Origin of the sequence: Solirhodobacter olei (assembly GCF_004010155.1) — a bacterium.
In the GTDB taxonomy this organism is placed as follows: Bacteria; Pseudomonadota; Alphaproteobacteria; order Rhodobacterales; family Rhodobacteraceae; genus Solirhodobacter; species Solirhodobacter olei.
On sequence record NZ_RRYH01000051.1, the window covers coordinates 1 to 23764 of the forward strand.

General features: G+C 65.5%; 17 protein-coding genes and 1 tRNA gene. 10 read left to right on the forward strand and 8 right to left on the reverse strand.

Features of this window, described 5'->3' with window-relative positions; all coding sequences use genetic code 11:
- Positions 1 to 1125 (forward strand): divergent polysaccharide deacetylase family protein (locus EIP85_RS21570; RefSeq protein WP_164871854.1); only part of this gene is annotated, 1125 nt, incomplete at its 5' end.
- Positions 1126 to 1311: 186 nt separating this feature from the next.
- Here EIP85_RS21570 and trpE read toward each other — a convergent pair.
- The 6 genes from trpE to fabI form a co-directional block, all read right to left on the reverse strand.
- Complete coding sequence (trpE, locus tag EIP85_RS21575) at positions 1312 to 2823, reverse strand: anthranilate synthase component I (protein ID WP_127904280.1); 1512 nt, start codon at positions 2821 to 2823, stop codon at positions 1312 to 1314.
- A 10-nt stretch (positions 2824 to 2833) separates the two neighbouring features.
- Positions 2834 to 4678 (reverse strand): SurA N-terminal domain-containing protein, encoded by a 1845-nt coding sequence (locus EIP85_RS21580; RefSeq protein WP_127904281.1) that lies wholly within the window; start codon positions 4676 to 4678, stop codon positions 2834 to 2836.
- 114 nt (positions 4679 to 4792) lie between these two features.
- Positions 4793 to 5971, reverse strand: a complete 1179-nt coding sequence (locus EIP85_RS21585) for an aminotransferase (protein WP_127904282.1) — start codon at positions 5969 to 5971, stop codon at positions 4793 to 4795.
- 71 nt (positions 5972 to 6042) lie between these two features.
- The gene (locus EIP85_RS21590) at positions 6043 to 6597 is read right to left on the reverse strand and encodes a DUF2127 domain-containing protein (protein WP_127904283.1); all 555 of its coding nucleotides are present in this window, start codon (positions 6595 to 6597) and stop codon (positions 6043 to 6045) included.
- Positions 6598 to 6613: 16 nt separating this feature from the next.
- The gene (gene gpt, locus EIP85_RS21595; RefSeq protein ID WP_127904284.1) at positions 6614 to 7120 is read right to left on the reverse strand and encodes a xanthine phosphoribosyltransferase; all 507 of its coding nucleotides are present in this window, start codon (positions 7118 to 7120) and stop codon (positions 6614 to 6616) included.
- 85 nt (positions 7121 to 7205) lie between these two features.
- A complete protein-coding gene (gene fabI / locus EIP85_RS21600) occupies positions 7206 to 8054 on the reverse strand; it encodes an enoyl-ACP reductase FabI (RefSeq protein ID WP_127904285.1) in 849 nt (282 codons plus the stop codon).
- A 189-nt stretch (positions 8055 to 8243) separates the two neighbouring features.
- Between fabI and pdxH the strand changes: the two genes are divergently transcribed.
- From pdxH to EIP85_RS22940, 9 genes are all read left to right on the forward strand, one after another.
- Positions 8244 to 8891 carry a pyridoxamine 5'-phosphate oxidase gene (gene pdxH, locus EIP85_RS21605; RefSeq protein ID WP_127904286.1) on the forward strand — a complete coding sequence of 216 codons (648 nt, stop codon included), beginning with the start codon at positions 8244 to 8246 and terminating at the stop codon, positions 8889 to 8891.
- A gap of 119 nt (positions 8892 to 9010) precedes the next feature.
- Positions 9011 to 9547 carry a cold-shock protein gene (locus EIP85_RS21610; RefSeq protein WP_127904287.1) on the forward strand — a complete coding sequence of 179 codons (537 nt, stop codon included), beginning with the start codon at positions 9011 to 9013 and terminating at the stop codon, positions 9545 to 9547.
- Positions 9544 to 10020, forward strand: a complete 477-nt coding sequence (locus EIP85_RS21615) for a DUF192 domain-containing protein (protein ID WP_241560139.1) — start codon at positions 9544 to 9546, stop codon at positions 10018 to 10020. The genes EIP85_RS21610 and EIP85_RS21615 overlap by 4 nt, the downstream gene beginning before the upstream one ends.
- Positions 10021 to 10061: 41 nt before the next feature.
- A tRNA-Pro gene (locus EIP85_RS21620) sits at positions 10062 to 10138 on the forward strand.
- A 132-nt stretch (positions 10139 to 10270) separates the two neighbouring features.
- On the forward strand, positions 10271 to 10729 hold the full coding sequence (locus tag EIP85_RS21625; protein ID WP_127904288.1) for a MarR family winged helix-turn-helix transcriptional regulator: 459 nt from the start codon (positions 10271 to 10273) through the stop codon (positions 10727 to 10729).
- Positions 10730 to 10791: 62 nt separating this feature from the next.
- On the forward strand, positions 10792 to 11835 hold the full coding sequence (locus EIP85_RS21630; protein ID WP_241560140.1) for an HlyD family secretion protein: 1044 nt from the start codon (positions 10792 to 10794) through the stop codon (positions 11833 to 11835).
- Positions 11832 to 13364: a DHA2 family efflux MFS transporter permease subunit gene (locus EIP85_RS21635; protein ID WP_127904290.1), complete on the forward strand. Its 1533-nt coding sequence runs from the start codon at positions 11832 to 11834 to the stop codon at positions 13362 to 13364. Before EIP85_RS21630 ends, EIP85_RS21635 begins: the two co-directional genes overlap by 4 nt.
- 508 nt (positions 13365 to 13872) lie before the next feature.
- Complete coding sequence (locus EIP85_RS21640; RefSeq protein WP_127904291.1) at positions 13873 to 17535, forward strand: vitamin B12-dependent ribonucleotide reductase; 3663 nt, start codon at positions 13873 to 13875, stop codon at positions 17533 to 17535.
- Between the two features lie 95 nt (positions 17536 to 17630).
- Positions 17631 to 17807 carry a hypothetical protein gene (locus EIP85_RS22940; RefSeq protein ID WP_164871855.1) on the forward strand — a complete coding sequence of 59 codons (177 nt, stop codon included), beginning with the start codon at positions 17631 to 17633 and terminating at the stop codon, positions 17805 to 17807.
- A 114-nt stretch (positions 17808 to 17921) separates the two neighbouring features.
- On the opposite strand, the gene EIP85_RS21645 is transcribed toward EIP85_RS22940, so the two are convergent.
- Together EIP85_RS21645 and EIP85_RS23100 are read right to left on the reverse strand one after the other, a co-directional pair.
- Positions 17922 to 22997, reverse strand: coding sequence for a hypothetical protein (locus EIP85_RS21645; protein WP_127904292.1), 5076 nt, complete (start codon positions 22995 to 22997; stop codon positions 17922 to 17924).
- 427 nt (positions 22998 to 23424) lie between these two features.
- A partial coding sequence (locus tag EIP85_RS23100; protein WP_206615622.1) for a hypothetical protein occupies positions 23425 to 23764 on the reverse strand: 340 nt, incomplete at its 5' end.

Consider the following 23764-nt stretch of genomic DNA (forward strand, 5'->3'; position numbering starts at 1 on the left):
GCCGCGCCGCAGGCGCCGGCGTCGGCGGCGGTTCAGCCGGGCATTTCCGGCGCCTCGCCCGGCGTCGGTGCTGCCCCCGCAGCGGAGGCCGGAACGGTCGCGGTGCCCGGTGCCGCGGGCGCCCCGGCCGGGACGACGCAGCCCGGCGCATTGGCGGCGATCGGCGACAGCACGCCTTCCGCGCCTGCCGCGCCGCAGGTTCTGGCGCGCCCGGGGGTCCCCGCGGCCAGCAAGCCCGCCGACAGCGGCAAGGTGCGGATCCTGCGGCCCGGCGCGCCCGCGGCGGGGTTCCAGAATGCGCCCGGGGTGATGGTGAACCGCCTGCCCCAGGTCGGCGGCGGGACGGCGACGGCGAAGCTGCCGGGCGTGCAGGCAGGCAGCCTGCCGGGCCAGGCCGCGACCGTACCCGTGCCCGGTGCTACCGGTGAGGGCGCCGCCGCGACGTCCGCCCCCGCGCCGCAGCCGCCGGTCATCGCCAATGCCGTGCCCGCCGCCAATCCCGACGGCAAGCCGGAGGTGGCGGTCATCCTGCTCGACCAGGGGGGCAATGTCCTGGACCGGGCGGCGCTGGCGGCGAGCAAGCTGCCGGTGAGCTTCGCGGTCGACCCGACGGCGCATGACGCCGGCGACTGGGCCACCACCTATCACGACGGCGGCCACGAGGTGCTGCTGTTTGCCACCTCGATCCCGCGGCTGGCGACGCCCTCGGACCTCAACGTCACCTTCTCCGCCTATTTCCGGGCGGCGCCGCAGGCGGTGGGGGTGATCGATCTTGCCCATGGCGGCTTCTCTGCCAACCGGTTGATGGCGCAGCGTGTCGTCTCCATCCTTGCGGGCGACGGCTATGGGCTGGTGACCTACCGCAGGGGCCTCGACGCCGCGGAGCAGGTGGCGCGGCGGGCGGGGGTTCCGGCAGCGCAGATCACCGCCGCCGCGGACCGCACCGATCGTGGCGGGCTGAGCCAGCTTCTGGACCGCGCCGCCTTCCGCGCCGGGCAGGAGGGCCGCACGGTCATCGCGTTGCCGGCTTCGGAGGCAGTGATGGGGATGCTGGCGGAATGGGCGCGCGGGCCGCAGGGCAAGGCGGTGGCGCTTGTGCCGGTGACGGCGGTGATGCGGAAGTAGGCGCCGAGCGGGGCCGGATGACGCGCAGCGGCGGCCCATCCTTTACGTGGTGAGGAGGGCCAGAGGCTGCCCGCGGTCACGCCGAGGCGTGCCGATGTTTCGTGGTGCACCGAAGGTGCGACGGGGCGGACGGGCGCTGGCCCGGCGGGCTGCGCCCGCTGTTTCGGGCCGTGCAGTGGCCCGGGCTCAGCCGTTGTCGCGTGTGACGAAGAGGCCTGCGTCCTCGGCGGCGCGGCGGATGGCGCGGGACTTGTTCACCGTCTCCTGCCATTCGGCCTCGGGGTCGCTGTCGTAGACGACGCCGCCGCCTGCCTGGATGTGGAGCTTCTGGTCCTTCAGGACGGCGGTACGCAGCGCGATGCACATGTCCATCTCGCCATTGGCCGCGAAATAGCCCACGCCGCCGGCATAGACGCCGCGTTTCTCGGGTTCCAGCTCGTCGATGATCTCCATCGCGCGGACCTTGGGTGCGCCGGAGACGGTCCCGGCGGGCATGCCGGCGAGTAGCGCGGAGAGCGCATCCTCGCCCTCGGCCAGCTGGCCGACGACGTTGGAAACGATGTGCATGACGTGCGAATAGCGCTCGACCGTGAACTTCTCCGTCGGGTGGACGGAGCCGATCCGGGCGACGCGACCCACGTCGTTGCGGCCGAGGTCGAGCAGCATCAGGTGCTCGGCCAGCTCCTTCTTGTCGGCGAGGAGGTCGGCTTCGAGGGCGTTGTCCTCCTCGGGCGTCGCGCCGCGGGGGCGGGTGCCGGCGATGGGTCGCACTGTCACTTCGCCGTCGCGCAGGCGGACGAGGATCTCGGGGCTTGCGCCGATCACCTGGAAGGGGCCGAAGTTGAAGAAGAACATGAAGGGCGAGGGGTTGGTGCGCCGGAGCGAGCGGTAGAGCGCGAAGGGCGGCAGCGGGAAGTCCTGGCTCCAGCGCTGGGAGGGGACGACCTGGAAGATGTCGCCGGCGCGGATGTAGTCCTTCGCGGTCTCGACCGCGGCCATGTATTCGGCCTTGGTGAAGTTCGAGGAGGGTGCTCCGACGGGGGCGATCTCTCCCAGATGCCGCATCTCGCCGCGGGCGGAGCGTTCGAGGTCGCGGACCGCGTCCATCACCCGTTCGGCTGCCTGGGCATAGGCGGCCCGGGCCGAGAGGCCAGAGCTGATCCAGGCCGGGGAGACCACCGTCACCTCGCCCTTGACGCCATCGAGCACGGCCACGACCGAGGGGCGCAGCAGCACCGCGTCGGGTAGGCCGAGCCGGTCGGGCGGGACGTTCGGCAAATGCTCGACCAGCCGGATCATGTCGTAACCGAGATAGCCGAAGAGGCCCGCGGCGATCGGTGGCAGGTCGGCCGGCATCTCGATCCGGCTCTCGGCGAGGAGCGCGCGGAGCGTGTCGAGCGGATGGCCGGGCAGCGACTCGAAGGCCTGGCTGTCGAAACGGGCCTGGCGGTTGATGCGGCTTTCCTCGCCGTGGCAGTCCCAGATCAGGTCCGGCTTCATGCCGACGACGGAATAGCGGCCGCGGACCTCGCCGCCGGTCACCGATTCCAGCATGAAGCTGTCCTTGCGGGCCTCGGCCAGTTTCAGCATCAGGCTGACAGGCGTGTCGAGATCCGCGGCGAGCCGCATGTAGACGACCTGATTGCGGCCAGCGTCCCAGCCCGACTGGAAGGTCTCGAAGGCGGGGACGAGTTCCATGGCCGTCCCCTTAGTGGAACTGGGCGTTGACCGCCGCGATCGCCGACTGGTCGAGCTTGACCGGGGTCTTTGCGATCATCGCGGTGGCGAACATGTTGAAACCGTCGCCCTCTATCCCCTGCGCGGCGGAGGCGGAGAGCTGCTCCTTCAGCCGCTTCACGTCGGCGTCCTTCGGATCGGCGGGCACGATCTTGTCGAGCCGCACGACCCAGGCCGAGCTGCCGGCCTGCAGGCTGGTCAGGTCGCCCGGGGCCTTGAGATCGAAGAGGTCCGGCACCAGCGCGTCGGGCGCGCCCTCGACATTGCCGTTGCGCAGGATCGGCTGGTTCGCCTCGACCTTGCCGAAGGAGGCCAGATCGGCGCCGCCCTTGACCGCCTTGACGATTTCGGCCGCGCGGGCGGTGAGCGCCTTGGCGGTGGCCTCGTCGGTCCAGGCGGCCTTCACCTTGTCGGTGACCTTGGCGAAGGGGATCAGCGCGGCCTTGCGGATGCTGTCGAGCCGGAGCGCAGCGATGCCGCCGTCCTTGAGCTGGATGAGGCTCGGGTAGTCGCCGTCCTTCACCTTCTCGGCGGCGGCCCGGAAGGCCGGGTAGGCGGCGAGGCCGGAGGTGTCTCCCGAGGTGAACGCCATGTGGCCGAGCTGCATCGCGGTTTCCTTGGCCAGATCCTCCAGCGTGGCACCGCCGGCGAGCTTGTCGCTGATTTTCTCGACATCGCTGGAGATGGCGGTGCCGGCCTGCTGCTGCTGCAGACTGGTGGCGATCTTGGCCTTGGCCTCGGCGAAGGTGGTGGTCTTGCCGGGCGTGATGCCGTCGATGCGGAACAGCGCCGGGCCGAGCGAAGACTGGACCGGGCCGACCACGCTCTTGTCGGCGGCGGCGAAGACGGCCTTGCCGGCGGCGGCGAAGAGCTGATCCTCGGTCACCGCGCCCATTGAGATGTCGGAGGGCTTCAGGCCACGGTCGGCGACGAGCTGGTCGAAGGTCTTGGTGCCGGCGTCGAGGGCGGCCTTGGCGGCCTTGGCCTCGGCTTCGGTCGGGTAGACGAGACGGTCGAGCTGGCGGGACTCGGTGGTCACGTAGCTGGCCTTGTTCTTGTCATAGGCGTCCCGCAGCGTCTTTTCCGGGATGTTGATTGTCTTGGCCATCATCTCGGGCGTCAGCGCGACATAGGTCAGCATCTTGGCTTCCGGCGCGGTGAAGTCCTTCTTGTGGGCTTCGTAATAGGCCTTCAGCTCCGCGTCGGTCGGCGCGGGGACCGGGGTTTTCAGATCCGCGGGCGTGATCTTCAGAAGCGAGAAGCCGCGGCGCTCGGCGACGTAGGCCGCGAGGGTGTCGACATAGGTCGCGGGTGCGGGAACGGTGCCGGCGAAGGCCTGTTGCAGGATGTCGCGGGCTAGCTGCTTGCGGGTCTTCTTCTCGAATTCCGACTTGGTCAGCCCGTTGCTGCGCAGGACCGAGCCATAGGTCGCGTCGTCGAATTTGCCGTCGGGGCCCTGGAACGCCTTCATGCCGGCGATCGCCTTGCGGAGCGCGGCGTTCCCGGCCGAGAGGCCGAGCTTGGCGGCGGTGTCGTCAAGCGCGGCGGTGATCACGAGGCGCTGCTGCACCTGGGCGCCGACGCCGGCCTGCATGGCCTGCTGCACGGTCTGATCCTGGCCGTATTGCGAGCGATAGGCCTGAAGCTCCGTCTGCAGGGCGCGGTAATAATCCTGCGAGGTGATCTCTTCCCCGCCGACCTTGCCGACCGTGGTCACGCCGCCGCTGAAATTGGTCACGCCATAACCGCCGAGGCCGAACACAATGGCGGCCAGCATGATCCAGGCGAACACCGTCATGCCGCTCTTGCTACGCATTCTTCCTCCGGGGGCTCAGGCGTCTGGAAAGGCTGTGTAAGGCCTCGGGACAGGGCGGGCAAGGGGGGCGGGCATGCGGGCGCGTGAGCGGAGCGGGCAGGGGCCCGCGCCCACTCAAGGCGCGAAGGCGGCCAGTCGGTCGAAGAGACCGCCGATCCCGGCGCGATCGATATTTGCGAAGGCGATGCGAAGCTGGCGGGTGCCGGCGGGCTCGCCCTCCGGCTGGAACATCGTGCCGGGCAGCATCAGCACCCCGGCCTCTGCCACCAGCCGCTTGCAGAGCGCGTCGGAGCCGAGATCCCAGGGGTGCTCGGCATAGGCGAAATAGGCGCCGCAGCCGAGGAGCCGCCAGCCGGGCAGGCGCGGGAAGCCCTCGATCATCGCGGCGCGGCGGTCGAGGATCTCCGCGCGCTCTCCGGCCAGCCACTGGCCGAGGTTCCGCATTCCCCAGAGTGCGGCGCGCTGGCCCAGCTGATTGGGACAGATCGCGACGGTGTCGAGGAATTTCTCCACCTCCGCCAGCCGCGCGGCGGAGGCCACGGCGGCGCCGACGCGGTGACCGGTCAGCCTGTAGGCCTTGGAGAAGGAATAGAGCTGGATCAGCGTGTCGGCCCAGTCCGGATCGGTGAACAGCTCATGCGGACGGCCCTCGCGGCTGTCGAAGTCGCGGTAGGTCTCGTCCACGATGAGGGCGAGGCCGCGGGCGCGGGCCAGATTGAGGAAGGCGCGGAGCACCTCGGCCGGGTACTCGGCACCGCCCGGGTTGTTGGGGCTGACGAGCACGATGGCGCGGGTGCGCGGGGTGATCAGTGCCGCCGCGCGCTCCGGGTCGGGGATCAGCGTCTCGCCGGTGGTCAGTGCGACGGTGCCGACGCCGGCCATGTCGAGCCACATCTTGTGATTGAAGTACCAGGGCGTCGGCAGGATCACCTCGTCGCCCTCGCCGGCGAGCGTCGCCATGACGGCGCAGAAGGCCTGGTTGCAGCCCGAGGTGATGGCAACCTGGGACGGTGCGATCTCTCCGCCATAGGCGGCGGACCATTGGCCGGCGACCTCGGCGCGAAGCTCCGGCAGGCCGAGGACGGGGCCGTAGAGGTGGGCGGCGTCCTCGGTCAGCGCGGCGTCGGCGATGGCCTGGCGCAGCGCGGGCGGCGGCGGTTCGACCGGGGCGGCCTGGCTTACGTTGATCAGCGGTCGGCCGGGTGGGAAGGTCACGCCCTCGAGCCAGCGGCGGGCCTCCATGACCGGCGGCGGGAAGGTGGCGGCCATGCGGGGGTTAAGGACAGGGATCATCGGGGCCTCGCTGCTGGAACGGGCGGACGGTAGCAGCGGGGTCCGGGCTGGGGAAGGGGCTTCAGCCGGGGTCAGGCGAAGGGGTCAACCGCCTCCGCCGCCTCGGCCGTGTCGTCTTCCGATTCCGCTTCCTGCCGCCTGGCGCGGATCAGCCGCCATTCGCGCCAGACCAGCGCGATCACCGCGAGGTCGAAGAGCGAGAGCAGGATCAGCACCGGCGCATGGCTCAGCACGTATTGGTCCATCTGGTAGACGATGAAGCCCGCGAGCACGACGATCGAGACCGGATGTGCCCAGGGTTTCTTCGCCAGCAGCGCCAGCACCACGAAGAGGTTCAGCAGACCGTGGCCAAAGAGGTAGATCGACCAGAATGTGTGCGGATGGGCCGAGAAGTCATGCACCGCGCGCAGGAGCGAGGCGGCCATCGGATCGGGCGTCTGGCTGGCCAGAATGTGCTGGGTCCAGTGCGCGACCTCCTTCAGTTCGCCGGTCCGGTTGGCGATCTCCAGCACGATGGCGGCCAGCAGCTGCGAGCTGCCGATCAGCGCCTGCATGCCGAGGCTGAAGAGGTAGGAGCCGTGCAGCCAGCGCGCCAGCCGACCGACCGTTGATTTCGCGGGGGCCATCTAGCTGCCGCTCCGCTCAGTCTTTGCCGCGATAGGGTTCCACATACTGAAGCGCCATATCCCAAGGGAAGAAGATCCAGGTGTCCTGGCTGACCTCGGTGATATAGGTATCGACCATCGCGCGGCCCAGCGGCTTTGCGTAGACCGTGGCGAAATGTGCCTTAGGGTAGAGATTGCGCACCAGCTCGAGCGTCTTGCCGGTGTCGACGAGGTCGTCGACCACCAGGATGCCTTCGCCCGCGTCGCCCATGATCTCCGCCTGCGGGGCCTTGATGACGCGCGGCTCGGCCTGGGTCTGGTTGTCGTAGGACTTGACCGAGATCGTGTCGACCACACGGATGCCGAGTTCGCGCGACACGATCATCGCCGGGGCCATGCCGCCGCGGGTGATGGCGACCACGGCGCGCCAGCCGCCCTTGGCCGGGCCCTGGCCGTCAAGCCGCCACGCCAGCGCGCGGGCGTCGCGGTGGATCTGGTCCCAGGAGACGTGGAAGCCCTTCTCATGGGGCAGGCGGTCGGTCATCGGCGGCTCCTCCGGCAGCAGTTGGCCCTGATTACGGATCGGGCGCCGTGTTGGCAAGCTGGATGGGCGCGCCGGGCGCGCGCGACTACTCCGCCGCTTCCTTGCCGTTGCCATTGCCGTTGCGGCCGGTCACCGCGTCGATGTCCGGCGCGTCCACGGCCTTCATGCCGACGACATGGTAGCCCGAGTCCACATGCAGCACCTCGCCTGTGACGCCGGAGCCCAGGTCCGACAGCAGGTAGAGAGCGGAGCGGCCGACGTCGTCCTGCGTCACGTTGCGGCGCAGCGGCGAGTTCAGCTCGTTCCACTTCATGATGTAGCGGAAATCGCCGATGCCGGAGGCGGCCAGCGTCTTGATCGGGCCGGCGGAGATCGCGTTGACGCGGATGCCGTCCTTGCCGAGATCCTCGGCGATGTAGCGCACCGAGGCCTCCAGCGCCGCCTTGGCGAGGCCCATGACGTTGTAATGCGGCATCACGCGCTCGGCGCCGTAATAGGTCAGCGTCAGCATCGAGCCGCCCTCAGCCATCATCGCCGCCGCGCGGCGGGCGACGGCGGTGAAGGAGTAGACGGAGATGTCCATCGTCATCATGAAGTTGTCGCGGCTGGTGTCGACGTAGCGGCCGCGCAGCTCGTTCTTGTCGGAAAAGCCGATGGCGTGGACCACGAAGTCAAGCTTGCCCCAGGTCTTCTCCAGCCCGTCGAAGAGCGCGTCGAGCGAGGCCTCCTCGGCGACGTTGCATTCGAAGAGATGGGTGGAGCCTACCTGGGCCGCCAGCGGTTCGACCCGCTTCTTGAGCGCCTCGCCCTGGTAGGAGAAGGCGAGCTCTGCCCCGGCCTCGGCACAGGCCTTGGCGATGCCCCAGGCAATGGACTTGTCGTTGGCCAGTCCCATGATCAGGCCGCGTTTGCCACTCAGCAGCTTCGTAGACATGGGTAATCCTCGCGCACCGGGGCCTATATGCCCATCCTATTGGCTCATCCTCTAGGCGATGAACGCGCGGGCATCAAGCCTGCCCGGTATGCGCCCCGGGGCCCGGGCGACGCCAGCGCGCTTGCGGAGCAAGGGGGAAAGCGCCAAGACAGACATCGAAAACGGGGCAGCCGAAAAGAGAGGTGCGACATGGCCGATACGGGCGCCACTGCGGGCGAAGTGTTGCGGGACGCCGCTGACCGGGGCGGGATTTTCGCGGGGTCCGATCCGTTCACGATCGCGCGCGCCTGGCTGGCCGAGGCCGAGGCCAGCGAGCCGAACGACCCGAACGCGATCGCGCTGGCCACCGTCGACGCCGACGGGCTGCCGAATGTCCGCATGGTTCTGCTGAAGGAGATCGAGGCCGACGCCTTCGTCTTCTACACCAACTACGGGTCCGCCAAGGCGCAGGAAGTCGACGGCGCCGGCAAGGCGGCCTTCGTGATGCACTGGAAATCCCTGCGCCGCCAGATCCGCGTGCGCGGCCTTGTCGAGCGCGAGGAGGGGCCGCAGGCGGATGCCTATTACGCCTCCCGCTCGCTGAAGAGCCGGCTCGGGGCGTGGGCCTCGGACCAGTCGAAGCCGCTGGCCTCGCGCGCCGCACTGATGGCCGACGTGGCCCGCATCACCGCGCTCAAGGGGCCGAGTCCGCCGCGCCCGCCGTTCTGGGGCGGATACCGAATTCGCCCTCTGGAATTGGAGTTCTGGGCCGATGGCGCCTTCCGGTTGCATGACAGGTTTCGCTGGCGCCGCAATGGGTTGGCGGACGGGTGGGAGATTTCCCGCCTAAACCCGTAACATTCACGCTTCGCGAATGGCACGCGTTCATAAAACCCGATATTTTAGGCTTGAATTCACATGGGTGTTCACGGCAAGTCTCCGGGCAGAGTGTGTCGTTTGGGGAAGCGAACGCGGCAATGACAGACGAAGATAAGGTCGTGCACACTGTGCATGGCCGCGTAAAGTGGTTTGACGTCGGCAAGGGTTTTGGCTTCATCGTTTCCGATGAGGGCGGTCCTGATATTCTGTTGCATGCCAACGTCCTGCGAAATTTCGGCCAGAGTTCCGTCGCCGATGGCGCGGGGATCGAAGTGTCCGTCCAGCAGACCCAGCGTGGGGCGCAGGCGGTCGAGGTCCACGCGATCGAACCGCCCGAGGGAATCGGCGCGGCCGTCGGTGAGGACATGGGCGGCCATCCCGCCGTCGATCCCGAAACCCAGCCGCTGACGCCAGCGCGGGTGAAGTGGTTCGACAAGGTCAAGGGGTTCGGCTTCGCCAATGTCTTCGGCTCGACCGAGGATGTGTTCATCCATATCGAGGTGCTGCGCGCTTCGGGCTTCGCGGATCTGCAGCCCGGCGAGGCGGTCTGCCTGCGTGTCGTGGACGGCAAGCGCGGGCGGATGGCGACGCAGGTGGCCTCCTGGGAGGCGGCGACACGGGAACGCCAGGCGTGAGAGCCCTCCTTGCGGCCATTGCCCTGACTGCATTGGCCATGGCGGGGGCGGCGCAGGCCGCCTGTCGGACCGACCGGGTGGTGTTCCGAACCGGGCAGGGCGACGTCGGTTTCTCGGTCGAGGTGGCCTCGACCGGCCAGGCGCGGGCGAAGGGCCTGATGGACCGGCCCCATCTCGACCCCGGCCGGGGCATGCTTTTCGTCTTCCCCGAGCCGATAGAGGCGCGGTTCTGGATGAAGGACACCCGCATCCCGCTCGACATGGTCTTCGTGGGGCCGCGCGGGACGGTGCGGCAGGTGAAGGCGGCCGCCAAGCCGATGGACGAAACGATCATCGACGGTGGCCCGGGTATCCGCTTCGTGCTGGAGATCAACGCGGGCCTTGCCGCGCGCCATGGGATCCGCCCCGGCGTGGCGATGCAGAGCCCTCTGGTGCCGCAAGATCACGCGGCGTGGCGCTGCGACGCGCCTTGACCCTTTCCCGCCCCGAAAGGAGCGGGTAGGAAGAGCCGGATCGGGGCGTAGCGCAGCCTGGTAGCGCGCTGGTTTTGGGTACCAGAGGTCGCGAGTTCGAATCTCGCCGCCCCGACCATCTTGCCGGGCCTCAGGGCCGGTCTTGCGGGCACAGCCCTGCTTTCACTGCAACGCTGGCTTTCCGAAAGCGCAGGGGCTTTTGCGCATGCCTCCGCTTGAATGCTAAGCATGCTTATATTATACCCTGCTCATGAAATCCGAACGTGTCGATAGTTTCGGGCAGCTGGTCCACAGCTGCCAGCGCCTGCTGAGGGCCAGGTTCGAGGCCCACGGCCGCAGCCTGGGCCTGTCCTCGGCGCAATGGCGCCTGCTGGTTCCGCTCTGGAAAGAGGGGCAGGCGACGCAGTCGCGGCTGGCCGAACTGATGGAGATCGAGCCGATCTCGGTCTCGCGTCTGGTGACGCGGATGGAGCAGGCCGGCTGGGTGGAACGCCGCGCCGACCCGAATGACCGCCGGATCCGGCTCGTGGTGCCGACGGCGAAGACGAATGCGGCCTTTGCCGACCTCCGCAATGTTGCGAACGGGGTCTACGGCGAGGCGATGGCGGGGATGAGCGAGGACGACCGGCTGAAGCTGATCGAGGGGCTCAACACCGTGGTGAACAATCTTTCCGGCGCGCAGGCGGCGGAGGCAGAGGACGAGACATGAACGCCGAAAACAAAGTGCAACCCACCCCCGCAAACGCTGCGCCTGCGCAACCGGAGCTGGCCGTGCCCGCGCGGTCGCGGGGCCGCAGCCGGCGGCTGGGCCTGATGATTTCGCTGCCGCTGGCCCTGGTGCTGGCGGGCGGGTATTTCTGGCTGAGTGGCGGGCGCTACGTGGAAACCCAAGACGCGCAGGCGCATCAGCCGCGGGTGCCGATCTCCTCCAACGTCTCGGGCCTGGTGACGCAGGTCGACTTTCACAACAACCAGCGCGTCCAGAAGGGTGCGGTGCTGTTCAAGGTCGATCCGAAGCCGTTCCAGCTGGCCGTCGAACAGGCCGAGGCGGGCCTGTCGCAGGCGCGGTTGAAGGTCCAGCAGCTCAAGGCCGCCTATGGCGCCGCGGTGACCCAGCAGAAGGTCGCGGCCGATCAGGTGTCGTTCGAGGACAGCCAGCTTGCCCGGCAGGATGCGCTGGCCAAGCGCGGCGCCGCCACGCAGGAGGCGCTCGACCAGGCGCGCAACGCCGATGTCGTGGCCAAGGGCCAGCTCGCGACCGCCAAGCAAGCGGTGGCCAGTGCCGCTGCCGCGCTGAACGGCAACCCCGATATCGCGGTCGATGACCATCCGACCGTCCGCGCGGCGCTGGCCGCGCTCGACAGCGCGAAGTTCAACCTCTCCCAGGCGACGGTGCGAGCGCCGGCCGACGGGATCGTCTACAAGGCCGAAAGCTTCAAGCCGGGCCAGTACGTGACAACGGGCGCCTCCGTCTTCACGCTGGTGGAGACCAAGGACGTCTGGGTCGAGGCCGACTTCAAGGAAACCCAGCTGACCCACGTGAAGCCGGGGCAGGCGGTCACGGTGACCTTCGACCTTTACCCCAACCATGTGTTTCATGGCACCGTCTCCTCGATCGGGGCGGGGACGGGGGCGGAGTTCGCGCTGATCCCGGCAGAGAACGCGACGGGCAACTGGGTGAAGGTGACGCAGCGGATTCCGACGACGATCCACCTGACCGACACCGAGGCGAGCCTTCCGCTGCATTCGGGCATGTCGGCCAGCGTCTCGGTCGACACCGGCATCACCCGCTCGCTGGGTAACCTGATTCCATGAGCACTGCCGAACCGACCCATATGGACGTCCCGCATCGCGGGCTGATCACGTTTTCCATCATGGCGGGCACCATCATGCAGGTGCTCGACACGACGATCGCGAACGTGGCGCTGCCCTCGATGATGGGGGATCTCGGCGCGAGCCAGGACACCATCACCTGGGTGCTGACCTCCTATATCGTCGCCGCCGCCATCATGACGCCGGTGACGGGCTGGGTGTCGGACAAATACGGCACCAAGGAAGTCTTCGTCACCTGCATCATCGGCTTCGTCATCGCCTCGATGGCCTGTGGCATGGCGACGAGCCTGACAGAGATGGTGGGCTTCCGCCTGCTGCAGGGCGTCTTCGGCGCGGCCATCGTGCCGCTGAGCCAGACGATCCTTCTCAATATCAACCCGCCGGAGAAATTCGGCCAGGCGATGGCGCTCTGGGGCGCAGGGATCATGGTGGGCCCGATCATCGGGCCGACGCTCGGCGGTTATCTGACCGAGCATTTCTCCTGGCGCTACGTCTTCTTCATCAACCTGCCGGTGGGCATCGTCGCAGCGATCGGCTGCACGCTGTTTCTGCCGGAGACGGTGCGGCGGATCCGAAACTTCGACTTCTTCGGCTTCGCGATGATCTCGCTTGGCGTCGGCGCGCTGCAGCTGCTGCTGGACCGCGGCTCGGGGAACGACTGGTTCAACTCCACCGAGACCTGGATCGAGCTTGGGCTGACGCTGACCGGTTTCTGGGTCTTCATCGTGCATATCTACACCGCCAAGAACCCGTTCATCGAGCCGGTGATCTTCACCGACCGGAACTTCGTGATGGCGACGATGTTCGGCTTCGTGATCGGTCTGGTGCTGTTCTCGTCGCTGGCGCTGCTGCCGCCGATGCTGACCGATATCTACGGTTATCCAACGGTCACCACCGGCCTCGTCATGGCGCCACGCGGGATGGGGACGATGTTCTCCATGCTGATGGTGGGGCGATTGGTGCAGAAGTTCGACGCGCGCTACCTTGTCGTCACCGGGCTGATGCTGACCGCCACGGCGTTCTGGATGATGTCGGGCTTCACGCCGCAGATGGGCGACTGGCCGGTGATCACCTCCGGCGTGGTGCAGGGGCTGGGGATGGGCCTGGTGTTCGTGCCACTCTCTACCGTGGCCTTCGCGACCATGCCGCAGCGGCTGCGGGGAGAGGGCACCAGCCTGTTCACACTGGTCCGGAACATCGGCTCCTCGATCGGCATCTCCATCGTCTCGGTGGTGCTGACGCGGAACATTCAGATCAACCACGCGGAGCTGTCGACCCACATCAACCCCTACAACCCGGTGTTGAAGCACTACTTCCCGTCTGCCGCGGCGGGGAATCCGCAGATGCTGAAGATGCTCAATCTCTACCTGGTCGACATGCAGTCGCTGATGATCTCCTATGTCGACGACTTCCACCTGATGATGCTGGTGACGATCTGCGCGATTCCGCTGGCGCTGATGCTGAAGAAGCCGAAGGGCAAGGTCGTGGCCTCTGCCGCAGCGATGGAATAGCGGCCCGATCGGGCGTGCCCGCCCGCGCGGCGGAGCAGAAATGCGACCTTCGAGAGGCCGGAGCGGGCCGGGGAAACCCGGCCCGTTGCCTTTGGGCCACGCCCGGGCTGCCGCCACCCGCTTGCGCCCGTGTCGCAGCATCTGTGGATAACTTCCTGTCCTGACGCACGAAATCGGAAGCGGCACAGGCCGCTCGCTCTGGGGATGAATCGCGGCTGTCGGGCCGCCTCGCGACCCCCGTTGAGGTCAACGAAAAATTTGGGTGGAAAACTGTAATTTTTCCGTTGACCCCCCCGGCGAATTTACGTCAGTTTGTATGGGTCGACCGGAGCGCCACAATATCTAGTAGTGGTGTGGGGTGCGGAGCGAGATCACGGAAACCGAGCGGCCCCAGAAGCCGCGCAAGGCTGTGCCAGAAGGCGCGGCCCCTGTGCCTCTCATCTCTGCGTACCGGCTGGCAGCGGGGTAATTACGGGCCGAGAAGCCCGGCTCTAGGACGGGGGCAGTCATGAAGATCGAGCGCAAATTCACGGTGGCAGGCAAGGAGGCCTATGCGGGCCTGAACTTCCGCACGACGGTTTCGGAGATCCGCAACCCGGATGGCAAGATCGTCTTCCGCAACGACGCGGTGGAAGTGCCCGAGGGCTGGAGCCAGGTCGCATCCGACGTGCTCGCCCAGAAGTACTTCCGCAAGGCCGGCGTGCCGGCGGCGCTGAAGCGGGTGAAGGAAAAGGGCGTGCCGGAGTTCCTGTGGCGCTCCGTTCCCGACGAGGCGGCGCTGGCCGCGATGCCGGCGGATCAGCGCTATGGCGGCGAAAGCTCTGCCAAGCAGGTGTTCAATCGTCTCGCCGGGGCCTGGGCCTACTGGGGCTGGAAGGGCGGCTATTTCTCCTCCGAAGGCGACGCGCGCGCCTATTACGACGAGATGTGCATGATGCTCGCCCGCCAGATGGGCGCGCCGAACTCGCCGCAATGGTTCAATACCGGCCTGCACTGGGCCTATGGCATCGACGGCCCGAGCCAGGGACATTTCTACGTCGACTACAAGACCGGCAAGCTGGTGAAGTCGGAGAGCGCCTACGAGCATCCGCAGCCGCATGCCTGCTTCATCCAGTCGGTCGAGGACGACCTCGTGAACGAGGGCGGGATCATGGACCTCTGGGTCCGCGAGGCGCGTCTGTTCAAGTACGGCTCGGGCACCGGCACCAACTTCTCGTCGTTGCGCGGCGAGGGGGAACGGTTGTCCGGCGGCGGCAAGTCCTCGGGCCTCATGGGTTTCCTGAAGATCGGCGACCGGGCGGCGGGAGCGATAAAGTCGGGCGGGACCACCCGGCGGGCCGCGAAGATGGTGATCTGCGACATGGATCACCCGGACATCGAGGCCTTCATCAACTGGAAGGTCATCGAGGAGCAGAAGGTGGCGAGCCTCGTCGCCGGCTCCAAGGCGCATGAGCGGGGGCTGAACGCGATCTTCGAGGCGATCTCTGCCTGGGACGGGCTGGCCGAGGATGCCGCCGATCCGGCCAAGAACGCGACCCTGAAGGGCGCGATCCGGGCCGCAAAGAAGGCCATGATCCCCGAGACCTACATCAAGCGCGTGCTCGACTACGCGGCGCAGGGCTTCGGTTCCATCGAGTTCCCGACCTATGACACGGACTGGGACTCTGAGGCCTACATGACCGTCTCGGGCCAGAACTCCAACAACTCCGTCCGGGTCACCGACGCTTTCCTGAAGGCGGTGAAGGAGGACGCGACCTGGGAGCTGGTGCGCCGCACCGACGGCAAGGTCGCCAAGGAAGTGAAGGCGCGCGAGCTCTGGGCGCAGGTGGGCCATGCCGCCTGGGCCTGTGCCGACCCGGGCATCCAGTTCCACGACACCGTCAACGCCTGGCACACCTGCCCGGAAGACGGGCCGATCCGGGGATCCAACCCCTGCTCGGAATACATGTTCCTGGACGATACCGCCTGCAACCTGGCCTCCATGAACCTGCTGACCTTCTACAAGGATGGCAAGTTCGATGCGGAAGCCTATGTTCACGCGACGAAACTCTGGACCGTGACGCTGGAAATCTCGGTCATGATGGCGCAGTTCCCGTCGAAGGAGATCGCGCAGCTTTCCTATGACTTCCGGACCCTCGGCCTCGGCTATGCCAACATCGGCGGCCTGCTGATGAACATGGGGCTCGGCTACGACTCCAAGGAAGGCCGGGCGCTCTGCGGCGCGCTGACCGCGGTGATGACGGGCGTGGCCTATGCCACCTCGGCCGAAATGGCGCGCGAGCTGGGCGCCTTCCCGAGCCATGGCCGCAACGCCGAGCACATGCTGCGCGTGATCCGCAACCACCGCCGCGCCGCCCATGGCGCGAGCGAGGGCTACGAGGCGCTGGCGGTGAAGCCGGTGCCGCTCGATCACGCGAACTGCCCGGACGAAACCCTTATCACGCTTGCCAAATCCGCTTGGGACGAGGCGCTGGCCCTGGGCGAGAAGCACGGCTACCGCAACGCCCAGACCACGGTGATCGCGCCGACCGGCACGATCGGCCTCGTCATGGATTGCGACACCACCGGGATCGAGCCGGACTTCGCGCTGGTGAAGTTCAAGAAGCTCGCCGGCGGCGGCTATTTCAAGATCATCAACCGCTCCGTTCCATCGGCGCTGGAGACGCTGGGCTACAAGCCCTCGGAGATCGAGGAGATCATCGCCTATGCCGTGGGTCACGGCACGCTCGGCAACTGCCCGGGCATCAACCACACCGCGCTGATCGGCCACGGGTTCGGCCCGGCGGAGATCGAGAAGGTGGAAGCGGCGTTGCCCTCGGCCTTCGACATCCGCTTCGTCTTCAACCAGTGGACGCTTGGTGAGAGCTTCTGCCGCGAAACCCTTGGGATCCCGGCGGAAAAGCTGGCCGATCCGACCTTCGACCTGCTCCGCCACCTGGGCTTCACCAGGGCGCAGGTCGAGGCCGCGAACGACCATGTCTGCGGGACGATGACCCTGGAGGGCGCGCCGCATCTGAAGCCCGCGCATTACGTCGTCTTCGACTGCGCCAACCCCTGCGGCAAGAAGGGTCGCCGGTTCCTTTCGGTCGACAGCCACATCTACATGATGGCGGCGGCGCAAAGCTTCATCTCCGGCGCGATCTCCAAGACGATCAACATGCCGAACGCGGCGACGATCGAGGATTGCCTTTCGGCCTACGAACTGAGTTGGTCGCTCGGCATCAAGGCCAACGCGCTTTACCGCGACGGTTCCAAGCTCAGCCAGCCGCTGGCGGCGGCGCTGGTCGAGGACGACGAGGAGGCGGAGGAGATCCTCGCCACCGGCTCTGCGCAGGAAAAGGCCGCGGTGCTTGCCGAGAAGATCATCGAGAAGGTGTTGGTCAAGGAGGTCGTCCGTAGCCACCGCGAGAAGCTGCCGGAGCGTCGCAAGGGCTATACCCAGAAGGCGATCGTCGGCGGGCACAAGGTTTACCTCCGGACAGGCGAGTACAAGGACGGCTCGCTGGGAGAGATCTTCATCGACATGCACAAGGAAGGCGCGGGCTTCCGGGCGATGATGAACAACTTCGCGATCGCGGTGAGTGTCGGCTTGCAATACGGTGTGCCGCTTGAGGAATTCGTCGACGCCTTCACCTTCACCAAGTTCGAGCCCGCGGGCATGGTGCAGGGCAACGAGGCGATCAAGAACGCGACCTCGATCCTCGACTACATCTTCCGCGAGCTGGCCGTCAGCTACCTCGACCGTACCGACCTGGCGCATGTGAAGCCGCAGGGCGCGAGCTTCGACGATCTCGGCCGGGGCGAAGACGAGGGCAAGCAGAACGTCACCGAGATGAGCGAAAGCGCAGCCTCGCGTTCGCTCGAGGTGCTGCGCCAGATCAGCTCCACCGGCTATCTGCGCAAGCGGCTTCCGCAGGAACTGGTGGTGTTGCAGGGTGGCGCCGGGATCGACCCGGTGGCGGCGCTCGGCACCCTGGTGCCCGAGGTCGCGGCCAGCGGCGGGGCGGCGACGGCGCTGGCCAGCGGGACGGTCACCATGGACGCCCGCACCAAGGCCAAGATGCAGGGCTACGAGGGCGATCCCTGCTGCGAATGCGGCAACTACACGCTTGTGCGCAACGGCACCTGCATGAAGTGCAACACCTGCGGCGCCACGAGCGGCTGCAGCTGACGCTCGGTAGAGGTGTGTGTACCTGCGGGCATAGTTCGTCCCAAATGGTCCAAATTTGTCCGGTTCTGGGAGCAAAGGTTGTCCCGAAGGCCGAGATGGAGACACATCTGAAGGGGTTCGGCGGCGCCGAGCCCCTTTTCGTTGGTGGGCGGTGGGTTTGGATGAGCGGCAGTAGCGGATCGTCGAAATACTGGCGTCACAAAGTGTTTTCGGTTCGGGGCTGTACGCTCACCGACATCACGGCCAACGCCGCCATGCGGCCGACGGCGTGACAACAGCGGCATCGGAGCGTGAGCCACTCATTCATTCAATGGCCAGTTTGGGGCCGTCGATGCGGTCTGACAGGTTTTGTGCAGTACAAACTCGGCTGCGGACAGTTAGCAGCCCTATCTGAGGAGCTTGATACGCTCCTGCAGCACGAGTGCGGCGTTGACGTTCTCCGCGGCCAGCACCGCAGCGATCGCGATCACTGCGTCCAAGGCAGGCCGGTTACGCTGCAGCTCGGCACTGTTTTCGTTTATCGCTGTGTCCAGCAACTCAACCAGTGCAGGGCCTGCTTGATCGCGAGAGAACCGCGTGGACTCAGTTCCGTCCGCTGTCCGCGATGCGATCCACTGAACCCCTTCCAGACGGAGCGTCGCAGCGAACTCACCTGCGAGGAAGTAGGCAAAGCCCGCGACGTTGTCCTCTTCGAAGCGCAGGTGCGTTTCGACCCACAGTTTATAGAGGTCCTTGAGGCCGTCGACTGCCGCATCCCGGTCCGTCAGATTCGTCAGTGCAGCGTGCCCGAAGCCGAGAAGGCTGCGCAAATAGCGTTCGCCATAATACCAGCGGTCGCGTTTCTCCCAGCCTTGCGCGAGACTAAAGACGATCATCTCACGCCATGCGGCGCAGAACCTGACGTCGTCGCATTTGCCCGGCAGGAGCATGAAAGCGTTGATGAATTGTTCGACGGCGGCATGGCCGTCATTCCCGAGCGCGAAGACCGTTTCCCATAGTCTGGGGGCGTGATCCGCCGGTCCCAAGACAATCATGGACGCAAATTTGCGGACGAGATCGTAGCCGAGATCACTTGGTAGCGGGTACTCGCCATCCTCCTTTCGCCGCGCCCTCATCCTGCGGACCTCTGCATGCCAAAGTTTCATGCAGAGGGTAAATTCAGTGTCGGTGTTCTCGTCTCCGAGCGCACATTCGCGACCAAGAAGCCACTGGAAGAGGATGCTAAGGAACCGCGTTTCAAGGCCGTCAGAGGTCATGTCAGCGGGGTCGCTATGGCGCCAGCTCGGTCTTTCCGATGCGAACTCACGGCGCAAGCCATCCGCTTCAAGTCTCTCGTAGCCCTCGATGATCCGCTGAAGGTCGAGCGTGTCGGCATTCGCCGTCACGCCGAAGATCTTCATACGTCGGAACCTGGCGAGCCATCGGTTCCAAACAGCAGGCGCTATTCCATCGTCGTCATCATGCGGGGCCAGCATCACAAGCGCCGACCAGAACAATCCTAGCTGCAGAAGCCTCCACCAAGCGTCACCCAACTGGGCGCGGTTCTGATATGCAGCGTCGCGCACGATGCCGACGGCGCGGTTATCACCACTTGAAAGAAGCCTGAGGACGAGAGGTTCCCAGACCACGTGGTTTTCCACGTCGCGCAGCCATAGCTGCATGACCGCGTGGCCCCAAAGCGCAATGCCTTGATCAAACCTGCCGATCCGGTAACTGCGGAGCCCCTCGGCATCGTCTGGCATAGAGAGCGCCGCCGCTTGCACGACCGCACAAGCGCGCGCGAATGCCTCAGGGCGTTGCGAAATCCACGAATAGCAGCAACCGATGAGCGCCGAGGAAAGCGCCAGCACGTTCAGCTTCCTGACCTCTTCGTCAAGGGTATTGTTCGCTTCGACTATCTGAAGATAGTCAGCGATTTCCAGAGCGTTATCATCGCTGAGCGCTAGGCCCTTTTCGAGCCACTCCTGACACCGATAGGGGATGACGATACCGAGGGTCCGGTCTTGCTCTTCTGATTGCTGCTCTTCGATTTCCCGTCGAAGATCGTCAGGGCATTCAAAGATCAGCTCCGCACTTCCGTCCTCGTATGTTTCGCAGCGGTGGTAGTTGTCGCGGTCGAGCGTCGCCTGAATGACTCGGATTTCCATGGCGCGCGCCCCGTCATGAGGGAATTCCCAGGCCGCGCATGACTGTTTCAGCGCCTCGGCAACGCCCGGATCAGTTTTGAGAAGCTCGACGGCTACGTCATACAAGGTGCGTTTGCGATGAGGTGCGAGCGACCATGCCTTCGCAATCTCGAAGATCGTGTCGCCGAGCTTGGCCCAGTTCCACGCGTCGAAGCCATGCCCGATCTCCTTCACTCGGTCGCTATCCCAGATGAAGATCGCGGGGTGCATCAGCAGAGGCGCTAGGGTTCCGGCCAGAAGGTCCGGCTTGAATTTCGCGACGTTCACGAGGACGCCGAGGAAGGCCGTCGATTTTCCCTCGGCCAACAGCCGCTCAATGTATTCCGAGCAGTCTCGCCCCTGCTGCAGTTGAAGCGTCAGCCATCGCTCCAACGCATCAAGGGCGGAGAACAGCGTGCCGTTCCGCAATGAGTTGGCCTGGCCCCAGCCGAACACCGAACCCGCGCCGGGGTATGTGGCTGCCTCGCCACCTACGGAGAGGGTGATGTTCGGCACCGTGCCTGAATCGTCGGATCGGCCTGCGGCCCATCGTTCAGTCGCGAAGTTGACGAGCGCGATGAGCGCGCCGAGCGCCTCGTTAGGTGCGACTTGGAGGAAGGAGAAAAACGGGCTCTTCCAGAAAGCAGTCGGGTATGCTTCCTGTTGATGCGCAAGACCCAGCTCAGGCTCAATGTGGCTGGACGAACCGAAGTCCTGCTCGGGGTTGTCCTCGATGTGGAGCGCAACCAGCACCTCCGCCGCTGCGGTGGGATTTGCACGCATCAGCGCCGCGATTGAATTCGATTTGAACGCTGCATCTTCGAAATTGCGGTCGACTCGGCGCTGCGGTCCGAGCGGCCACGCGGGCAGGGAGCGTCGCGACGAGATCATCATCGGGCCTCTCAATGCACGCCGACGTTCCTGATCTGCCCGATATGCCGGATCGGTTCGAAGTCTCTCCGCGCGCTCTGCGGCCTTCTTGCGGTTGGCCTCCGCTACCCGCTCGCGCACGAAATCCGACACGTCTCGACGGCCCACCATTTCAAGAGCCCACGCCGCAACCTCCTCCGGGAGATCGGGCGCGCCTGCTAGAGCGGCGGAAAAAAACGGTAGGTCGTCGTGTCCGATGTAGATCTTGCCGCTGGTTTTATCCGCCTGGACTGCTTGGGCGGTCCGTAGCGCGAGCTGTGCAAACTCACGACGGTACGGTGTGACCACATCGCCAAGGTGCGTCGAAATTCCGTTCAGCCACGCGTCGCAAACGGCCGAAACCGACGGAAGCATCAAGTCTGCAACGCGCGCTTCGTGCCGGGCGAGGAAGTTGGCCATAGGCGGCCAGGGTCCGATCACCAACGCACGGTAATTGGCATCAAGATAGAGACTTATGGAAGCGTCAGATCTCGACAATGCTGGCGCTACGCTTGGGACGGATGCGACGTGCCGAAAGCGGCGGAGCAACCTATCAAGCCATCTTCCGCCGTTTGCGAAGAGGAATTCGGCACGCTCGTTCAGAAATCGCTCCGCTTCCGGGTCCAGGCAAAGCGCATCAAGCAAGACGTCCATCGCGAGGGGAGGCTGTCCTCCCTCGACCGCACGAAACGCCTGGTCCCAGGCGCTTTCGCCGCCGATGTCTTCTCGCAAGAGGTACTGACCCAACATACGGAGGGCGCCAGCCCATAGCGGGTTGGCCGCGTGTGCGGCCCACGTTGGGACGTCGTCCACGATCTCCTTGAGATGCTGAAACCGCGCCCAATCGGCCGCGAGGTCATGTTCGAATTCGATCCGATTGCGGCGGATGGACAGCGGTAGTTGCGACGGCCTGTTCTGAAAGATCGTAGCCTCTGCAGGCTCAAGCTCCGAGATCGCGAAGCTCCGCTCGAAGGAGGCTTCGCGCCGGGCAAGGCGCATCATCAATCCCTGCACATCAACTCGGCGGGCGGTCCAGAAATCCCACAAGTGCTCCGCAACCGCCGTGTGGGATGCGAGCGCGCCGCTGTCGGTACCCATCGCACCGCCGGCTGCCATCACCCATGACAACGTTTTGAGGTTGGCGAGCGCGGCAACCGTTTCGTCATGCGTCGCAAGCCAGCGGAGGGTTACGCTGGATCGAAGTGCGGACTTCACCTGCTCCGCATTCAGCGCATCGAGGGCAACAGCCTTTGGCAGCGACGGACCGAAGACCTGTTGGGACAGCGCTCCCCAGCTTTGCGGCTGGCTTACGATGACAACGTGCCATGCGGCGGCCTCCTCACCTGTGGGGGGAGTGACTAATTGCTCGATCAGCCGTTTCGCGGCGGGCAGGTCGGTGGCGTTGAAGCGCTCGGCGGAATCCAGCACCAGCACGTTACGCGCATGGCTCGTCACGTTCAGGATTTCGGAGAGCGGATGGGTGAGGCCCAATCCGGAACGCTTTGCTGCGCTTAGCGCCGCAGCCAATTCGTCCGGCCCAAGCCAGACCTGATTCCAATCCGCGAAGCGCTCGTCGAGCGTGTCTTTAAGGAGGGCAGATTTGCCGACGCCCGAATCGCCGAGAACGACGGCGACATGGTCGGACCTGATAAGTGCTTCCAACTCCGTCCGCTGGTCAGGCCGGTCAACCGCATACCCCGCTGGAAGCTCGGTCTGGATGCTATCGCGATAGTCGATGGTGATTTTCGACAGCGCATCCCACGAGGCTGCATAGTCGGGGTGGGCCTGCAGCGCATATTCCTTCCTCAGCCGAGCCCGCAGTTCGGTGAGTGGCAAGGTGCCCGAACCCAGCCTCGTGTCTCGCGCTGCACCGATGAGGTCGTTCCAAAGGCTTTCCGCTTCCGTCTGGTTACGGCTGGCGAGAACCTGCCGGCATTGGGCAATCGCCCCAGAATTGTCCTTCGACTGCGCGAGTTGGAAATCGAAGGGCAGAACATGAAGCCGGCGGATGATGCCAACGGCTTCCTCGTCCGAAACCGCTTCGTATCCTGTCGGGCTTCGCAGGCTGTCGAACACCTTCTGGTGCTTCTGTGACGCATTGATCCTGCTCAGGGCGAGCGCCGGATCGGCACTTTCGCACCATTGCTTGATATCGGACCACGTGGCCTCAAAGTCGGCATTGCGCCCGCGCGTGGCTAGCGCGAGGTGATCCGTCTTTCGATTGAACGGACCGTTTTCATCGCGCCATTGCTGCAAAACCAGTCCCGAGAATTCTGCCGGCAGGCCGTTCCTCGTCACCTGCACGTTGCTCTTGCAAGAGATACCAAGCCGAGGGTGCGTCCCGGCCGACGACGTGGTGACAAGTAGATCGTCAATCTTCCAGCCCAAGGGCCCGGTCTGCGTCTGTATTTGGATGCCCGACCCTTCGATGGCGGGCTGCGCTTCACCCGATAACATCCGAAGTAAGAGCGAGGCAGCGACCCGATCTTCAAAATCGAAGCCAGGACCAGCGGTGGACCGGGTGGTCGCTGCTCCTTTGCGCGCAACGACCGCCTTAGTCCCTCGCAAGACATTCGGCTCCGTGGTCGTATCTGTAGTCCTCTTCGCCATCTTCTCTGTATTGATGTATCAGGTCATCCAGGGAAGCATATAGCAACTACAAGTAACGGATTGAGGGCTTAGGGCTTCGCCCTCCGCGCTTTTCAATGGCTTTTCGCTCAGGCTTGGTCGCCTAGCTCCCCGCGGCCAGTTCCCTGCAAAGCCCATGCTCCACGCCCATGTTCGCCACGTCGCAAGGCTGCAGATTACCTACATCTCAAGGATTCAAACGGGAAAATAAGGCGTTGCCCAAGCGCTCGATCAAGTCCGCAAACTCCAACACGCTGGCCGGCTTGATGAGGAGCCTCTGGCCTACGGCATACGTCGTATCGCCGCTCCTCGTCAGATAGTCCGCATCTACAATGCCCTGCTGGTGGGCGAACAGATGACGTTGCTGGTCAAATGCGTAGAGAGCTTCGGCGCGCCGGATGTAGCGTTTCCAGTTCTTTGGATCGGTGTCGCCGATTTGCTTGGCATAGCGTTGCGCGAGCCACGCATAGAGCCCGTAGTACCGCATGTCAACGGCGGCGACAAAACCGGCCATGTGGCGGCGTAAA